The 15,827-nt window shown below is 73.7% G+C and carries 13 protein-coding genes and 1 riboswitch; of the genes, 3 read left to right on the top strand and 10 right to left on the bottom strand.

Features of this window, described 5'->3' with window-relative positions; genetic code table 11:
* Positions 1–99: 99 nt before the first annotated feature.
* A complete protein-coding gene (locus tag ACLQ20_RS11260) occupies positions 100–1,716 on the bottom strand; it encodes a hypothetical protein (protein ID WP_425855329.1) in 1,617 nt (538 codons plus the stop codon).
* Between the two features lie 32 nt (positions 1,717–1,748).
* Positions 1,749–2,327, bottom strand: coding sequence for a MarR family winged helix-turn-helix transcriptional regulator (locus ACLQ20_RS11265; RefSeq protein WP_425855331.1), 579 nt, complete (start codon positions 2,325–2,327; stop codon positions 1,749–1,751).
* A 50-nt stretch (positions 2,328–2,377) separates the two neighbouring features.
* On the opposite strand from ACLQ20_RS11265, the gene pip reads away from it, so the two are divergent.
* On the top strand, positions 2,378–3,337 hold the full coding sequence (pip, locus tag ACLQ20_RS11270) for a prolyl aminopeptidase (RefSeq protein ID WP_425855333.1): 960 nt from the start codon (positions 2,378–2,380) through the stop codon (positions 3,335–3,337).
* 22 nt (positions 3,338–3,359) lie between these two features.
* Here pip and ACLQ20_RS11275 read toward each other — a convergent pair whose 3' ends face one another.
* Positions 3,360–5,015 (bottom strand): L-lactate permease, encoded by a 1,656-nt coding sequence (locus ACLQ20_RS11275; protein WP_425855334.1) that lies wholly within the window; start codon positions 5,013–5,015, stop codon positions 3,360–3,362.
* Between the two features lie 138 nt (positions 5,016–5,153).
* The gene (locus tag ACLQ20_RS11280; protein WP_425855336.1) at positions 5,154–6,356 is read right to left on the bottom strand and encodes a chorismate-binding protein; all 1,203 of its coding nucleotides are present in this window, start codon (positions 6,354–6,356) and stop codon (positions 5,154–5,156) included.
* 123 nt (positions 6,357–6,479) lie between these two features.
* On the opposite strand from ACLQ20_RS11280, the gene ACLQ20_RS11285 reads away from it, so the two are divergent.
* Positions 6,480–6,680 (top strand): DUF5999 family protein, encoded by a 201-nt coding sequence (locus ACLQ20_RS11285; protein ID WP_151456036.1) that lies wholly within the window; start codon positions 6,480–6,482, stop codon positions 6,678–6,680.
* Between the two features lie 127 nt (positions 6,681–6,807).
* Here the strand turns inward: ACLQ20_RS11285 and gcvP are convergent, their stop codons facing one another.
* Complete coding sequence (gene gcvP / locus ACLQ20_RS11290) at positions 6,808–9,654, bottom strand: aminomethyl-transferring glycine dehydrogenase (protein WP_151457353.1); 2,847 nt, start codon at positions 9,652–9,654, stop codon at positions 6,808–6,810.
* Between the two features lie 73 nt (positions 9,655–9,727).
* A riboswitch (glycine riboswitch) is annotated at positions 9,728–9,826 on the bottom strand.
* 104 nt (positions 9,827–9,930) lie between these two features.
* Positions 9,931–10,791 carry an NAD-dependent protein deacetylase gene (locus ACLQ20_RS11295; protein ID WP_151457352.1) on the bottom strand — a complete coding sequence of 287 codons (861 nt, stop codon included), beginning with the start codon at positions 10,789–10,791 and terminating at the stop codon, positions 9,931–9,933.
* Positions 10,792–10,960: 169 nt separating this feature from the next.
* On the opposite strand from ACLQ20_RS11295, the gene ACLQ20_RS11300 reads away from it, so the two are divergent.
* Complete coding sequence (locus ACLQ20_RS11300; RefSeq protein ID WP_151457351.1) at positions 10,961–11,620, top strand: SDR family oxidoreductase; 660 nt, start codon at positions 10,961–10,963, stop codon at positions 11,618–11,620.
* A gap of 28 nt (positions 11,621–11,648) precedes the next feature.
* Here ACLQ20_RS11300 and ACLQ20_RS11305 read toward each other — a convergent pair whose 3' ends face one another.
* The 4 genes from ACLQ20_RS11305 to ACLQ20_RS11320 all read right to left on the bottom strand — a co-directional run bounded on the left by ACLQ20_RS11305 (position 11,649) and on the right by ACLQ20_RS11320 (position 15,701).
* Positions 11,649–12,278, bottom strand: a complete 630-nt coding sequence (locus ACLQ20_RS11305) for a DivIVA domain-containing protein (protein WP_425855339.1) — start codon at positions 12,276–12,278, stop codon at positions 11,649–11,651.
* Complete coding sequence (locus ACLQ20_RS11310; protein WP_425855340.1) at positions 12,275–13,495, bottom strand: globin domain-containing protein; 1,221 nt, start codon at positions 13,493–13,495, stop codon at positions 12,275–12,277. Before ACLQ20_RS11310 ends, ACLQ20_RS11305 begins: the two co-directional genes overlap by 4 nt.
* A 3-nt stretch (positions 13,496–13,498) precedes the next feature.
* On the bottom strand, positions 13,499–14,749 hold the full coding sequence (locus ACLQ20_RS11315) for a nitric oxide synthase oxygenase (RefSeq protein ID WP_425855343.1): 1,251 nt from the start codon (positions 14,747–14,749) through the stop codon (positions 13,499–13,501).
* A gap of 367 nt (positions 14,750–15,116) precedes the next feature.
* Positions 15,117–15,701 (bottom strand): MerR family transcriptional regulator, encoded by a 585-nt coding sequence (locus ACLQ20_RS11320; RefSeq protein ID WP_151454620.1) that lies wholly within the window; start codon positions 15,699–15,701, stop codon positions 15,117–15,119.
* Between the last annotated feature and the right edge of the window lie 126 nt (positions 15,702–15,827).

Here is a 15,827-nt window from a genome sequence, read left to right on the forward strand (position 1 = left end):
CCGATGCGCGGGGGGTGACGCCAGGATCGTACGATCGGTGACGGGCTCGCATCCTGCCGTAATCGGATGTCCGTCTGTCCTGGTCCCGCCGCAGGCGGCCTAGGGACGCGTCGCGGCCGCCCGGCCGAGTGTGGTCATCGACAGGGCGTGCGAGAACCCGATCCGGGGCATGGTGTGGTGCGGGTCGAGGAACACCGGCAACTGCGGTCCCGAACTGCCGTCCACGTACGGGTTCGACACCCGCAGGTCCGTCCAGCGCGCGTTCTGCAGCAGCCGCGCCCAGAACGCGCCCCGTGCCGGTGGCGTCGGACGGTCGAGGTCGAGGCCGCCGCCGCGCAGGTCCGTCCATACCGGATGGGGGTCCGTCAGCGGGTCGGGCGGGCCGGTGTCCCCCGAGTGGTAACTGCGTACGACCCGGCCCGGGTCGTGGTTGAACCACACCCGCAGCAGGTCGAGGTAGGCGCGCCAACCGCCGGTGCCGCTGTGGTGGCCGTCGAGGTCCCACACCTCGCGAAACGCGCGGGCCCACTCCCGCCGGCCGTCGGTGCCGCCACCCATCGGCACGCCCCAGAGCGTGGAGTTGAGCCCCACCGGGAAGGTGAGGTCGGACATGAGGGCCTTGACCGCACCGATGCCCTGGCTGAAGCCGGCGACCGCCACCTGCCCGACGCCGGGCACCGTGCCGAAGTCACCGGAGTAGAGCGGCGGGAAGATTGTCCGCAGGTTCGGCCCGGCCAGCTCGTGCGCGGTGGCGTCGGGCTTGCGCAGCCCGAGGCTGCTGGTGCGGCACTGCCGGTGCAGGAACACCGCGACCTCACGCAACATCCGCAGCAGCCCCTCGCCGGTCGCGAACGGGCCCCACTGCCCCTGCGGGAACAGCGGCATCACCAGCACCGAGCGGTTGCCCCAGCCCAGCGACTGGAAGGCGAAGAAGGCCTCGTCGAGAAGGTACTTCCGGGCCAGGTTCAGGTACTCCTGCAGTGGCGCCGCCGCGTTGACCAGCCCGTACGGGTACCGGGCGGTGTAGTCGCCGGTGCTGGGGCTGCAGTAGACGACGAAGTCCAGACTCGTCACGGGCTTGGGGTCCGGCAGGTTCGGCGACACCACTGCGACGACGAACTTCGGATCGGACTGCGTCGCGGCGTACTCCAGGAAGTGGAACCGGCTCAACGCCGCGATGTTGACCGTGACCTCGCGTTTCTCGCCGAACCGGTCCCAGCCCGCGTCGCTCTCGGCGGCGGCTGCGGGCTTCAACAGCTCCCGGTTGGCCTGACGGAACGTCAGCGTGTTGTTGTAGTGCCCCGCGTAGGTGTGGATCCTCGGGTTGTTGGGCCAGCCCACGACCCGTGCGGCCCTCGGGTCGCGCCCCCTGCTGGCCATGATCCGCGTGACGTCGGCGTCGGAGAGCGTGACGACGGGCGACGGATCCATCCGCCCGAGCGTCACGGTCATCGTCACGTCGTCGCCGGAGACGACGCGGCGGGCGAGGGAGTTGTCCCATGTGGCGGAGCGCAGGTCTCCGGTGAAGGTCACCCGCTCGGCGACGTACGCCGGATGGCTGACCCGGATCTGCGGCACCGTCGGCTGGTGGGACACGACGGTGCTCCAGCGCCCGGCTGCGTCCGTGGTCCCCTGTCCCCCGTCGAGCACGACGAGCGCGCCGGGCACCGCGCCGAGGTTGGCGTCGACCACGCGGACGGTGAGGGTGATGGCCACCGGCACAGTCTGCAACCGTTGGCCGGTGCACGTCAGGACAGATTGCCGACATCGGGTGCGGAGCCGGCACGCGGGGCCTGCGGGTGGGTCTGCCGCCGTCGCTGTGGCGCGGCCGGCGGCGGGCCGGGGTCCGGGGCGGGTGGCAGGCCCGCGTCGGCGATGCGTTGGCGCAGCGGCCGTCGGCGCATCGCGGCGAGGACCTCGTGCAGCACGTCGGCCAGCGGCACCGTCAGTTCCGTGTCCAGTTCGCGTATCGCGGCGGTCGTCGCCGCCCACTCCGCCTCGATCAGTGGCAGCAGTTCGCGGGTCCGGTCGCTGAGGTGCACGATGCGCTGCCGGGCGTCCGCCCCCGCGGTCAGCTCGACCAGGCCGGCGCGGGCCATCTGCGCGACGGTCTGGCTGGCCGCCGAGTGGGTGACCCCGACCCGGCGGGCCAGGTCGCGGATGGGCAGTGGGCCGTCGGCGACCAGCACCCGCAGCGGTGGCGAGAACCGGGGCCGGTAGTCGGGCAGGCCCCGTTCGGCGTAGACCGTGGCGACGTCGCCGTCGAGCACGTCGAGCACGTGCCGAAGCAGCGTGCCCAGGGCCTCACGTTCAGGTACGGCTGTCACTCCGCTAATGTAACAGCGCTGTTGTATCGATGATCACGAAGGGGACGACGATGGCGCAGCGGTACCCCCCGATCGAGCCGTACGCGCACGGGATGCTCGACGTCGGCGACGGGCAGCTCGTGCACTGGGAAACCTGCGGCAACCCGGACGGCAAACCCGCCGTGGTGCTGCACGGCGGGCCCGGCTCCGGCTGCACGCCCGGCTGGCGGACCCTGTTCGACCCGGCCCGCTACCGGGTGGTCCTGTTCGACCAGCGGGGCTGCGGCCGCAGCACCCCGCACGCCGCCGACCCGGACGTGGGCCTGTCCACCAACACCACCGACCACCTGGTCGCCGACATCGAACTGCTGCGTGAACACCTCGGCGTGGACCGCTGGCTGGTGCTCGGCGCCTCCTGGGGCGCCTCCCTCGCCCTGGCGTACGCGCAGCGGCACCCGCGGCAGGTCAGCGAGCTGGTGCTGTTCAGCGTGACCGCCGGCACCCGACGGGAGATCGAGTGGCTCACCCGGGAGATGGGGCGGATCTTCCCGGCCGAGTGGGCGCGTTTCCGTGACGGCGTGCCGCCGGCCGAGCGCGACGGCGACCTGGCCGACGCGTACGCCCGACTGCTGGCCGACCCGGACCCGGCGGTGCGCGAACGGGCGGCGCGGCAGTGGTGCGACTGGGAGGACACCCACGTCGCCACCGCCCCCGGTCACCGGCCCGACCCCCGCTACGACGACCCGGTGTTCCGGATGCTGCAGGCCCGGCTGGTCACCCACTACTGGCGTAACGGATGCTTCCTGCCGGAGGGGCAACTGCTGCGCGAGGCGGGGCGGCTGGCCGGCATCCCCGGCGTGCTGCTGCACGGCAGGCTCGACATCAGCAGCCCGCCGGAGGTGGCGTGGCAGCTGGCCCAGGCCTGGCCCGACGCCCGGCTGGAACTGCTGGAGACCGCCGGGCACGGATCCGCCAACGGCATGGCGGAGCGGGTCGTGGCGGCGCTGGACGACTTCGCCGAGCGCCGCTAGCCACCCGGGGGTACGGCGCCGGCTACGGCACCATCCAGGACAGCAGAGGCGTCGCCTGCAGCCCGATGAGCACACACATCAGGGCGAGCAGCAGCACGCTCGGGCCGAACATCCGCCGGAACAGGTCGCCCTCGCGGCCGGTGAGTCCGACCGCCGCGGCGGCGATCGTGAGGTTCTGCAGGCTGATCATCTTGCCGAGGGTGCCGCCGGAGGCGTTGGCCGCGGCCAGCAGGACCGGATCGAGGCCGGCCCGCTGCGCCGCGGCCACCTGGAGCGCGCCGAACAGCGAGTTGGACGACGTGTCCGAGCCGGTCAGGGCGACGCCGAGCCAGCCGAGCACCGGCGCCAGCACGGCGAAGAGTCCGCCCGCGCCGGCCATCCAGACGCCCAGCGTGGCGACCTGCCCGGAGGCGTTCATGGTGAACGACAGCGCCAGCAGCCCGACCACCGTCAGCACGGCCCACCGCAGCTCGAACAGGGTGCGCCCGTAGAGCCCGACGGCCTCGCGCGGCGGCACCCGCAGCAGCGCCACCGTGATCAGGCCGGCCACCAGCAGCAGCGACCCGGGGGCCGCGAGCCAGGCGAACCGGAACGTCGTCAGCGGTGACGGGTCACCGGAGGCGGTGACGACGTGCAGTCCGGGCCAGGAGAACGCGAGCGTGCCGGCGTCGAGCAGCCGCTTGACGGCCGGCACCTGGGAGACGGCGAAGACCGCCACGATCGTCGCGTACGGCGCGTACGCCCGCCAGCGCGATCCCGCCGGCGCCAGCGCGTCGGGCTCCGACAGTCCTGCGGCGTCAGGCTCCGACAGCCCGCCGGCGGCGCGCTCCGGCGGCCCGCCGCCGACCGGCACGGCAACCGTCCGCCGCGCCGCGCCACGGCGGACGACGAGCAGCAGGACGCCCGCCCCCGCGAACGCGGCGGTGATGTCGGCGAGGGCGGCCGTCAGCCAGTTCGCCGTGACGAACTGGGCCACCGCGAACGCGCCGCCGCACGCCAGCGCCGGACGCCACAGCTCGCGTACGCCCCGGCGGCCGTCGGCGACGACGAGCAGGACCAGCGGGACGACGACCGCGACCACCGGGACCTGCCGGCCGGCCATCATGCCCAGTTCCGTGGCGGGCAGCCCGGTCACGCCGGCGAGGGTGGTGATCGGCAGGCCGAGGGGTCCGAAGGCGGCCGGCACCGTGTTGCCGACCAGCGCCACGGCGGCCGCCCGCAGCGGGGTGAAGCCGAGGGCCAGCAGCATGACCGTGGTCACGGCGACCGGCGTGCCCTGCCCGGCCAGGGCCTCGAGCAGCGACCCGAAGCAGAACGCGATCACCAGGGCCTGCACGCGGCGGTCGTCGCTGATCCGGGCGAAGCCCTGCCGCAGCGTGTCGAAGTGCCCCGTGTGCACGGTCAGTCGGTGGATCCAGATCGCCGTGCCGAACGTCCAGACGAGCGGGAAGAGGGCGAAGGTGGCGCCCTGACCGGCGGCCAGCAGCGTCTGCGGCAGCGGCATCCCCCACAGCCACCAGGCCAGCACGACCGCCACGCCTAGCGCGCCGAACGCCGCCACCCAGGCCCGCGTACGCACGACTCCGAGCAGCACGAACAGGGTGAGCAGGGGCAGCGCGGCGCAGGCGGCGCTCAGCGCGAGCGACCCACCGACGGGTTGCAGGGGTTGCTGGTACATCGGGACCGCCTTGGCTGCGCACCCCCCTGGCCCGGGTGGCGTGGAGTACGGCCCATCTCACCGGACGCGGCCGGCGCGCGCCTCTTCCAACGTGCGCAGCCCGGCGGATGCGCCGACCGGCCGGTGGGGCCGCGCCGGTCAGCCGCCGGCGAGCGCGGCGCGCACCGGGGCGGCCTTCGCGGCGGCCTCGGCGACCTCGGCGTCGGGATCGCTGCCCCACGTGATGCCCCCACCCGCCCACACGTGCACGCGCTCGACGTCCACGGCGGCGGTGCGGATGGTCAGGCCCAGGTCGATGCGGCCCGGGGCGACCCAGCCGAGCGCGCCCATGCTGGCGCCCCGGCCGACCGGCTCCAGCGCGGCGATGCGGTCGAGGGCGGCGAGCTTCGGAGCGCCGGTGACCGAGCCGCCGGGGCAGACCGCGCGCAGCAGGTCCGCCAGGCCGAGCCCGTCGGCGACCGCCGCGGAGACCGTCGATTCCGCCTGCCACAGGTCGCACCACCGGCGTACGGCGAACAGCTCGTCGACGCGCACGCTGCCGGTGCGGGCGACGCGGGCCAGGTCGTTGCGTTCCAGGTCGACGATCATCACGTGCTCGGCGCGTTCCTTGGCCGAGGCGAGCAGCTCGGCGCGGCCGGCGGCGGTGGCCGGCCGGGTGCCCTTGATCGGCCTGGTGATCAACCGCCCGCCGGTCAGCTCCACCAGGGTCTCGGGGCTGGCGCAGCCGATCGCCCAGCCCGCCCCGGCGAGGGTGCCGCCGTAGCGTGCGCCGGGCAGCGCGGCCAGCCGGCTCAGGGCCGGCAGGGGGTCGCCGGTGTAGCGGGCGGCGGCGTGGCCGACGACGTTGACCTGGTAGACGTCGCCGCGGCCGATCGCCGCGCGGACCGCGGTCACGGCGTCGGCGTGCTGGCGGGGCGTCCAGCTCTCCGCGAAGGTGCCACGCCACCAGGGGGTGGCGGGGCTGGCGGCGCCTGCGCCGGGCGGCGTGCCCGGGCCGTGGCCGTAGACGACCACGGCGACCTCGGGCAGCCCGGTCACGGGGTTGGCGGCGCCGGCCGGCGCGCCGACCAGGGCGGCGCCGGCGGCCGCGGAGACGTAGAGAGCGGCCCCGCACACCCCGGCCGCGTCGTGGCGGCCGGCGGGGCGGGCCAGGTCGTGCAGCGGCAGGCCGTGCGCGGCGAGGAACTCCTCGGCCCGCGCCGCCGGGTCGCCGCCGTCGGCGGGCCGCCACTGCCAGCGGGCCCGCTCGACGAGGGTACGGCGGCAGCCGGCCGGCGCTCCCGGCGCACCGACCGTCAGCCCTGGGAGCGTGTCCACGCCGTCCGGCCCATCTTGCCTCATCCGTTCAGTGGATTTCGGAAAAACGACGCGCATACCTGCTCGATGCCGGCCACTTTCGCTTGGTACTGTGCGTCACTGGTCATGTGAACCATGACACAGTGCCCCCACAGTCCGGAGAACCCGATGTGCCAGCACCAACCCACCTGCCCCTCCGCCGAAGCGACCGACCGGGACGCCGCCCGAGTCCTCGCCTGCTTCCCTGAGCAGGGCTGGAGCCTGCTCTGCAACGGTGTCATCGTCTTCGAGGACACCGGCGAACTCCTCCCCGACGGCAGCAGCATCGCCCCCCACCGCGGCCCCGCCCGACACGCCCTCGTCGCCTGACCCCTGTCACGCTGAGTCACGCCTTTTACACTCGTCGATCCGGGCTGGTCCCCCGGTCGGGACACCCCCCGCCCAGGTCGACGCACCCGCCGGGGCGGCACCACGACCGCCCCGGCGTCACGCGAGGTCAGCCCTCGAACGCCTCCGGCGCCGGGCAGGAACACACCAGGTTCCGGTCGCCGTACGCGCCGTCGATGCGCCGCACCGGCGGCCAGTACTTCCCGGCCCGCTCCACCCCGGCCGGGTACGCGCCCACCGACCGCGGGTACGGGTGCGACCACTCGTCGCCCGACACCATCGCCGCGGTGTGCGGGGCATTGGCGAGAGGATTGTCGCCGGCCGGCCACTCCCCCGAGGCCACCCGGTCGATCTCCGCCCGGATGGCGATCATCGCGTCGCAGAACCGGTCCAGCTCGGCCAGGTCCTCGCTCTCGGTGGGCTCCACCATCAGCGTCCCCGCCACCGGGAACGACATCGTCGGCGCGTGGAACCCGTAGTCGATCAGCCGCTTCGCCACGTCGTCCACGCTCACCCCGGTCGCCTTCGTCAGCGGCCGCAGGTCCAGGATGCACTCGTGCGCCACCAGGCCCTTGTTGCCCGCGTACAGCACCGGGAAGTGCCCGCGCAGCCGCGCCGCCACGTAGTTCGCCGCCAGCACCGCCACGCCGGTGGCCCGCACCAGCCCCGCCGCGCCCATCATCCGCAGGTACGCCCACGGGATCGGCAGGATCCCCGCCGACCCGTACCGCGCCGCCGAGATCGCCGGCCGGCCGTCGACGTGCACGCCCAACGGATCGCCCGGCAGGAACGGCGCCAGGTGCGCCCGCACCGCCACCGGTCCCACCCCGGGACCGCCGCCGCCGTGCGGGATGCAGAACGTCTTGTGCAGGTTCAGGTGCGACACGTCCGCCCCGAACTTCCCCGGCTTGGCGAACCCGACCAGCGCGTTGAGGTTCGCCCCGTCGACGTACACCTGACCGCCGGCGTCGTGGACCTTCGCGCACAGCGACGCGATGCCCGTCTCGTACACCCCGTGCGTCGACGGATACGTCACCATGATCGCCGCGAGGGCGTCCCGATGCTTGTCGATCTTCGCGTCGAGGTCCACCAGGTCGATGTTGCCGCCGTCGTCGCAGCCCACCACGACGACCCGCATGCCCGCCATCACCGCGCTGGCGGCGTTGGTGCCGTGCGCCGACGACGGGATCAGACACACGTCCCGGTGGGCCTCGCCCCGCTGGCGGTGGTACGACCGGATCGCCAGCAGACCCGCCAGCTCACCCTGCGAACCGGCGTTGGGCTGCACGCTGACCGCGTCGTAGCCGGTCACCTCCGCCAGCCACCCCTCCAACTGGGAGATCATCTCCCGGTAGCCGGTGGTCTGCGCGTCCGGCGCCAACGGGTGCACGTGCGCGAACTCCGGCCAGCTCACCGGCTCCATCTCGGTGGTGGCGTTGAGCTTCATCGTGCACGACCCGAGTGGGATCATCCCCCGGTCCAGGGCGTAGTCGAAGTCCGACAGCCGCCGCAGGTAGCGCAGCATCGCCGTCTCCGAGTGGTGACTGCGGAACACCGCGTGGGTGAGGAAGTCCGACGTACGGGCCAGCGCCGCCGGCAACGCGCCCTCGACCGGAGCGTCCGCCACGGCCACCGACCGCCCGGCCACGGTGGCCCCGAACGCGTCGCACACCTTCCGCAGGTGCGCGGGGGTGGTCGTCTCGTCGCAGGACACCCCCACGTGGTCGGCGTCGACCAGCCGCAGGTTGACCCCCCGGGCCGCGGCGTCGGCGACCACCGCCTCGGCGCCGCCGGGCACCCGCACCAGGACGGTGTCGAAGAACGCCTCGTGCACCACCTCGACGCCGTCGACACCCCGCAGCGACGCCGCCAACCGCACCGCCATGCCATGGGTACGGCGGGCGATGCGCCGCAGCCCGTCCGGGCCGTGGTAGACGGCGTACATGCCGGCCATCACCGCCAGCAGCACCTGCGCGGTGCAGATGTTGCTGGTCGCCTTCTCCCGCCGGATGTGCTGCTCCCGGGTCTGCAACGCCAGCCGGTACGCCGGGTTGCCGTCCGCGTCACGCGACACCCCCACCAGCCGGCCCGGCAGCATCCGCTCCAGCCCCGCCCGTACCGCCAGGTAGCCGGCGTGCGGCCCGCCGAAGCCCATCGGCACGCCGAAACGCTGGGTGGTGCCGGCCGCGATGTCGGCGCCGATCTCCCCCGGCGCGCGCAGCAGCGTCAGGGCCAGCAGGTCCGCCGCCACGGTCACCAACGCCCCGACCGCGTGCGCCGCCTCGACCAGAGCCGCCTGGTCACGCACCGCCCCCGACGCCCCCGGGTACTGCAGGTGCAGGCCGAAGAACTCCGCCGGCAACTCGTCGCGCCCGGTGTCGACGATCCGCACGTCGATGCCGAGAGGCTCGGCCCGGCTGGTGATCACCGCGATGGTCTGCGGCAGGGTGTCGGCGTCGACCACGTACACCGCGCTCCTGCTCTTCGACGCGCGGCGCGCGAGCGTCATCGCCTCCGCCGCGGCGGTGCCCTCGTCGAGCATCGACGCGTTCGCGGTGGCCAGCCCCGTCAGGTCCGTGACCATGGTCTGGAAGTTCAGCAGCGCCTCCAGCCGCCCCTGGCTGATCTCCGGCTGGTACGGCGTGTACGCCGTGTACCAGGCCGGGTCCTCCAGCACGTTGCGGCGGATCACCGCCGGGGTGTGCGTGCCGTGGTAGCCCAGACCGATCATCGACACGGCCACCGTGTTGCGGGCCGCCAGGGCCCGCAGCTCCGCGAGGGCGTCGTGCTCGCTGGCCGGCTCCGGCAGGTCCAGGGTGCCGTGCCAGCGGATCACCTCGGGAATCGCCGCGTCCATCAGCTCTTCGACCGAGCCGTAGCCGACGGCCTCCAACATCCGGCGCTCGTCGTCCGGATCCGGGCCGATGTGGCGGGCGGCGAACTGCTCTGCGGTCATGGGCGGCGCTCCCGGGGGCGAGGTCGACAGGTCGGCCTCCCCCTCTGTCGCGCCCGCGAGGCGCTCCACAGTGCCTGCCCACGAGGTCCTTTTGCCTGAGAGGTTCCGGGGAGGATTTGCCCCTTCGGCGCCGCCCGGGATGCTGCTGGGCGGTCTCTCCCACGTGGGTGCTGCCGGCATGGTCAACGCTACCAGCGCCGCACCGCCCACCGGAGGTCGTACCCCCGCCGGCGACGACAGTCGATGACCGGCCGGCCCCGCACCCCCGGCGGACCGCTACCGGCCGACGCCCGCCAGCCCCGCCGCGGCGTCGCCGGCCGTCCGGTCGGCCAACGCCGGCAGCAGCCGCCCCAGCGGCGCGTCGACGGTCAACGCCGCATACCCGTCGCCCCGGGTCGGGCCCTGGTTGACGATCACCACCGGAATGCCCAGCTTCGCCGCGCGCACCACGAACCGGCGACCCGACATCACCGTCAACGACGAACCCAGCACCAGCAGCAGCCGCGCCCGCGCCACCAGCTCGAAACAGCGCGACACCCGGGCCGCCGGCACCGTCTCCCCGAAGAACACCACGTCCGGCTTCAGCATGCCGACCCGGCAGAACGTGCAGTCGACCGTACGGAACCGGGCCACCTCGTCGTCGGCGAGATCCACGTCACCGTCCGGGTTGACCGCCGCGGCCCGCGCGTCGAAGCCCGGGTTCGCCTCCCGCAGCCGCCGGTCCAACTCCTCCCGCGACGTCCGGTTACCGCAGCCCAGGCACACCACCTCGTCGAGGCGGCCGTGCAACTCCACCACCCGCGGGCTGCCCGCGGCCGTGTGCAGCCCGTCCACGTTCTGCGTGATGATCCCCTCGACCAACCCGCCGGCCTGCAGCCGCGCCACCGCCCGGTGCCCCTCGTTCGGGGCCGCCCGCGCGATCACCCGCCACCCCAGGTGGCTGCGCGCCCAGTAGCGCCGCCGCGCCTGCGCGTCGCGCGTGAACGCCTGGTACGTCATCGGGGTGTGCCGCCGCGCCGCGCCGCTGGGCCCCCGGTAGTCCGGGATGCCCGACTCGGTGGACAGGCCCGCCCCGCTCAACACCACGACACCACCGCCGGCCACCAGGCCGGCCAGCGCGTCGACCGTCTCCGTCACCCGTCCATGCTGCCTCAGGCAACCACCCTGCGGCGAACACCCGGGCACCGCCGCCGCCCCGCGGAGGAGCTCGTGAAGATCACCACCGGCCGGTGATCTCTACCGCCGCGCCCGACCCGGGCCCCGCCGACCGGCCCCGCCGTGACGGGACGGCGGCTAGGTTGGCGGTATGCGCGTCGTCATCGCCGGAGGACACGGCAAGATCGCCCAGCTGACCCACCGCGAACTCGCCGGACGCGGCGACACCGCCATCGGGCTGATCCGCAACCCCGACCACTCCGCCGCCCTGCGTGCCGCCGGCGCCCAGCCCGTCGTGGCCGACCTCGAACACGTCGGCGCCGACGAGCTCGCCGCCCACCTCGAGGGCGCCGACGCCGTCCTCTTCGCCGCCGGCGCCGGCCCCGGCAGCGGCGCCGCCCGCAAGGACACCGTCGACCGGGCCGGTGCCGTCCTGCTCGCCGACGCCGCGCAACGCGCCGACGTCCGCCGCTACCTGCTGCTGTCCTCGATGGGAGTGGAAGGCGAACCACCCGCCGGCACCGACGAGGTGTTCGCGGCGTACCTGCGCGCCAAGAAGGCCGCCGAGGACGACCTGACCGGCCGCGACCTCGACTGGACGATCCTGCGACCCGGCCGGCTCACCGACGACGCGCCCACCGGGCGGATCACCCTCACCCGACACGCCCCCGCGGGCGCCGTGACCCGCACCGACGTCGCCCGGGTCCTCGTCGCCCTGCTCCACCACCCGCACAGCGCCGGCGCGATCCTGGAACTCGTCGGCGGCAACACCCCCATCGCCGACGCCGTCGCCGCCGTCGACCAGCACTGACCCGCCGTCCGGCGGGCAGGCGACGCCGCTACTCGCCGAGCACGGCACGCAGTTGCGCGCCGACCGCCCCGGCCGCCTCCGCGTCGGAGCGCAACTGCTCCGACTGCTCCGACAGGTACGCCTGCCACCGGCTCAGGTGCTGCTGCGCCGTCGCCACCGCCGCCACCAACGCCGCCTGCCGGCCCTCCAGCTCCCGCACCTGCCGCCGCAACTCCTCGCCCCCCGCCCCCGCCGGGCCGGCGACACCCCCGGCCAGCACGTGCGCCTCGGCGATGATCTCGTCGGCCTGCCGCCGCGCCTCCGCGATGATCTCCGCGCCCTCCGCGCTGGCCTCACCGATCGTCCGGTTCGCCTCGTCCTGCGCCCGCACCGCCAACTCGATCACCATCGGATCCGGGCCCTGCGCGCCGGTGCTGGGCAACGCGCCGTGGCGCAACATCTCCACCTGCCGCGCCAGGCCCTCGTTCTCCCGCCGCAACCGGTCCACCTCACCACCCAGCAGCGCCAACCGCTCGTCGGCCGACCGGGCCAGGCCCGACACCTCGTCGGCGGACAGCCACCGGCCACCCCGGAACCGGCGCGCCTCCAACGCGCCCACGGCCCGGGTCAGCTCACCGTGCGGATCGGCGACCACCCGGTCGCCGTGGTCGACGCTCATCGCACACCCGTCCAACTGAAGTCGTCCGGCGCGGCGGCGGCAGCGCCCGCCAGCGGCGGATACAGGCAATGGTCGTAACTCTCCATCAGGATCCGCTCCCGCGGCACCCCCGACGCCGTCAACGCGGCAACCGTCGCCCCGGTCATCTCCGGGCTGCCGCACACCAGCACCTCGGTGTCGTGCCACGGACCCAACCGCACCGCGGTCTCACCGGCCGTGCCCACCGCCCCCTGCCACTGCCAGCCGGACTCCACCGTCGGCACGTACCGCAGCCACCCGGACTGCCACGACTGCGCCGACGCGGCCGCCGCCAACTCCCGCAACGCCACGTCGTCGTACAGGTCGTCCGGGGTCCGTCCCCCCACCACCAACGTCGTCGAGCGCCCCGGACCCAGCCGCAACGCCTCCACCACCGCCCGCAGCGGCGCCACCCCGGTGCCCCCCGCCACCAGCAGCAACGGCAGGCCCGGCGACCGGTCGTACGACGACAACGCCGTCCCCACCGGCGAGCCCAGCAGCACCCGGTCACCCTCCCGCAGCCTGCGCACCAGATGCGTGGAGAACCGGCCCGCCGCCCGCACGTGGAACTCGATCGTCCCGTCCGGACGCGGCGCGTTCGCCGGCGACAGATACCGCCACGTCCGCAGCTGCGGCACCTGCACCGGCAGCGACTGCCCCGGCAGGTACTCACACAGGTAGTTCGGACGGACCGTGAACACACACACGTCGGCCCGCCGCCGCTGCACCGCCAGGACCTCCGCCTCCCAGTACGGCGGCGACGTCCGCTCCGCCTCCACCGCCCCGGCCAGCATCAACCGCGCCACCAACTCGTACGCCGCGGCCCACTCGGCGTGCAGCTGCGGCGTCCATCGTGGACCCAGGAACCGCTCCAACGTCGCCAGCAACGCCTGCCCGACCCGGATGTAGTGCCACTCCGCCAACGGCACCGGCCGGCCCTGCCGGTCCTCGCCCTGGAACCGCCGGTGATCGGCGCCCAACCGCTGCGCGAACGCCGTCACCTCCCGCTCGTCGTCCACATGGGTGACGATGTGCCCCAACGCCGCCAGCAACTTGTCCTGCTGGTACTGCATGTTCGTCGGGAACATCGCACGCGTCTCCGGCGCGATCAGGAACAACGTCGCGTAGAAGTACTTCGCCGCCTCCGGCCCGGCCACCGAAAGCTGGGCCCAACTCTGACGCAGCGCCACCACGTCCATGCCTCAGCCCTCCCGCCGACGGGCCACGTCGTGCCGCTGCCGCAGGGACAGCGCCTCGACGCCCGCCGGACCGTACGCACGATCGGTCTGCCACAGGTTCGGGTTCGGCACCCGGGTGTCGTAGTACCGGTGGTGCACCGCGTGCAACGCCGCCCACCCCACACTGCCGTTGAGCCACGACCAGTCGCCGTGCACCGGCCGGCCCGCCCGCTCCTCCTGCGCGCAGAACCGCATGAACAGCTCCGACTCCGTGTGCGGATCCGACACTCGCACCCCCGCCGCACGGAACGAGTGCAGCACCGCCTGGTTGATGACCAGAGCCGCGTGCTCCCGCCACAGGGTGTCCTCCCGCGAGGTGTCCAACCCCAACCCCCGCGCCACCGGCAGCAACTGGTCGTACCGGTCCCCGTCACCCATGTTCCGGGTGCCGACCTCGTCGCCCAGGTAGTGACCGTTGAACGGGGCGCAGCTGTAGTCCACCCCACCCACCCGCAACCGCATGTTGCTGATCACCGGCAGCGCGTGCCAGCGCAACCTCAACTCCTCGAACCACGGGTACGACGGATGCGTCAGGGCGACCTCACGCACGAGCTCCCGCGGCGCCTCCACCAACGTCGGATCCTCGTACGCCGTCTCGAGCACCCACGGCAGCAGATCGAACCGGCCCGGCACCGGCGGCGGATGCCAGCCCAACGCCCGCACCGCGTCCGTCATCGCCACCTGCGCCGGATCACCCAGGATCGACCCGTCATCCATCCGGTGTCCGCAGTAGCGGATCAGCTGGTCGTTCCAGAGCCGCGCCCGCGGACCCACCCCCGGCCGGTCCGGCGCGAACACCGTCATCACCGACTGGATCCGCCCGCCGTTGTCCGCCACCGCCAGATGCCGCGCCAACTCCTCCGCGATGCCCGCGACCGTCGTCACCCCACGGCGGTCGCGGACCCTCAACCCCGCCCACCGGACCCGCCCCACGCAGCGCGCCGACTGCCGCCACGCCACCTTCGCGCCGTGCACCAACTCGTCGCCGGTGTGCCGGTACGTGCCGGTCACCGCGATCTCCTCCCGTACCCGCGCGACCCGGTCCGCCACCCCCGGCAGCCGTCGCTCCTCGTGGTACAGGTGCAGGAACTCCACCGCTTCCGCCGTCACGTCCACCGGCGAGTCGGACGCGTGCGACACGGGACAGCCGCCCGCGTCCCCGGCCCGCACGCCGGCGCGCGCCGACATCGCGCCGGCATCCACGTCGGTCTGCACTTCGCACTCAATCCGATCGTCGGGCAAGCGTCGCCGCCCGCTGCCTGCGTCGTCGCGTGACACCGGCCCGCAACTGCCCGTACCCCGACGGAACAGCGACCCACGTGCGAAACAGGCGCAACGACGCAGACAGGATTGCCATGATCGTCAGAAGTGTCAACAAGCCGACAGGTCAGGACGTGGCGCACGCCACACCGCCGCAGGCCCCCACGCCACCAGCCGATCGGACGGTTCGGTCGTGGACGACGATTGCCGGGCAGCGCTGGTGACGCGAACCAACGACGTGCAGCGAACCCGGCCCGGACCGGGCGGAGCGACCCCGGCGAACCCGGAGCGCGCGGGGCGGATCAGCCGAGCCGCCGACCCCTCAGCCGGCCCGGCGCCGCGCCCGACGCGCCGCCAACTCGTCACCCACCGGCTCCGCCGCCACCTGCGGCTCCACCGACGTCGCCGGCTCAGACGGCAGGTGCGACAGGGAACCCTGGATCTCCTTGAACGCCCCACCGATCGCGATACCGAACACGCCCTGGCCACCCTGCAACAGGTCGACCACCTCCTCCGGCGACCGGCACTCATACACGGTCGTGCCATCGGAGATCAACGTGATGCCCGCCAGGTCCGCCACCCCACGGGAACGCAGCGCCTCGATCGCCTTCCGGATGTTCTGCAACGACACCCCGGCGTCCAGCAGCCGCTTCACCACCTTCAGGACCACCAGGTCCCGGAACGAATACAACCGCTGCGTGCCCGAACCCGAAGCGTCACGCACACTCGGCACCACCAACCCGGTGCGGGCCCAGTAGTCCAACTGCCGGTAGCTGATCCCCACCGCATGGCAGGCCGTCACGCCCCGGTAGCCCACAGCACCGTCACCCTCGGTCGCCCACCCCGGCGGCGCCACACCCGGCTCGTCCAGCTCCGTACCCGGATCGGGATCTCGCGGCTCGTGCATCCGGACAACCTCCCCGCCAGTGCGGTGACACGTCGTTTCCGGGACGTGCACCCCTCGACACGGCAACCCTATAGCCGCCTTCAGGAATTGCCCCGCAGAAGCCGCCGCGACACGCCGCGACACGAC

Source organism: Micromonospora sp. DT46, assembly GCF_049841735.1.
GTDB lineage: Bacteria > Actinomycetota > Actinomycetes > Mycobacteriales > Micromonosporaceae > Micromonospora > Micromonospora reichwaldensis.

Excerpts from the sequence above, each read along its gene's own strand:
- pip (WP_425855333.1), top strand. The coding sequence starts at position 2,378 with ATGGCGCAGCGGTACCCCCCGATCGAGCCGTACGCGCACGGGATGCTC.
- ACLQ20_RS11275 (WP_425855334.1), bottom strand. The coding sequence starts at position 5,015 with ATGTACCAGCAACCCCTGCAACCCGTCGGTGGGTCGCTCGCGCTGAGC.
- ACLQ20_RS11280 (WP_425855336.1), bottom strand. The coding sequence starts at position 6,356 with ATGAGGCAAGATGGGCCGGACGGCGTGGACACGCTCCCAGGGCTGACG.
- ACLQ20_RS11285 (WP_151456036.1), top strand. The coding sequence starts at position 6,480 with ATGTGCCAGCACCAACCCACCTGCCCCTCCGCCGAAGCGACCGACCGG.
- gcvP (WP_151457353.1), bottom strand. The coding sequence starts at position 9,654 with ATGACCGCAGAGCAGTTCGCCGCCCGCCACATCGGCCCGGATCCGGAC.
- ACLQ20_RS11300 (WP_151457351.1), top strand. The coding sequence starts at position 10,961 with ATGCGCGTCGTCATCGCCGGAGGACACGGCAAGATCGCCCAGCTGACC.
- ACLQ20_RS11305 (WP_425855339.1), bottom strand. The coding sequence starts at position 12,278 with ATGAGCGTCGACCACGGCGACCGGGTGGTCGCCGATCCGCACGGTGAG.
- ACLQ20_RS11310 (WP_425855340.1), bottom strand. The coding sequence starts at position 13,495 with ATGGACGTGGTGGCGCTGCGTCAGAGTTGGGCCCAGCTTTCGGTGGCC.
- ACLQ20_RS11320 (WP_151454620.1), bottom strand. The coding sequence starts at position 15,701 with ATGCACGAGCCGCGAGATCCCGATCCGGGTACGGAGCTGGACGAGCCG.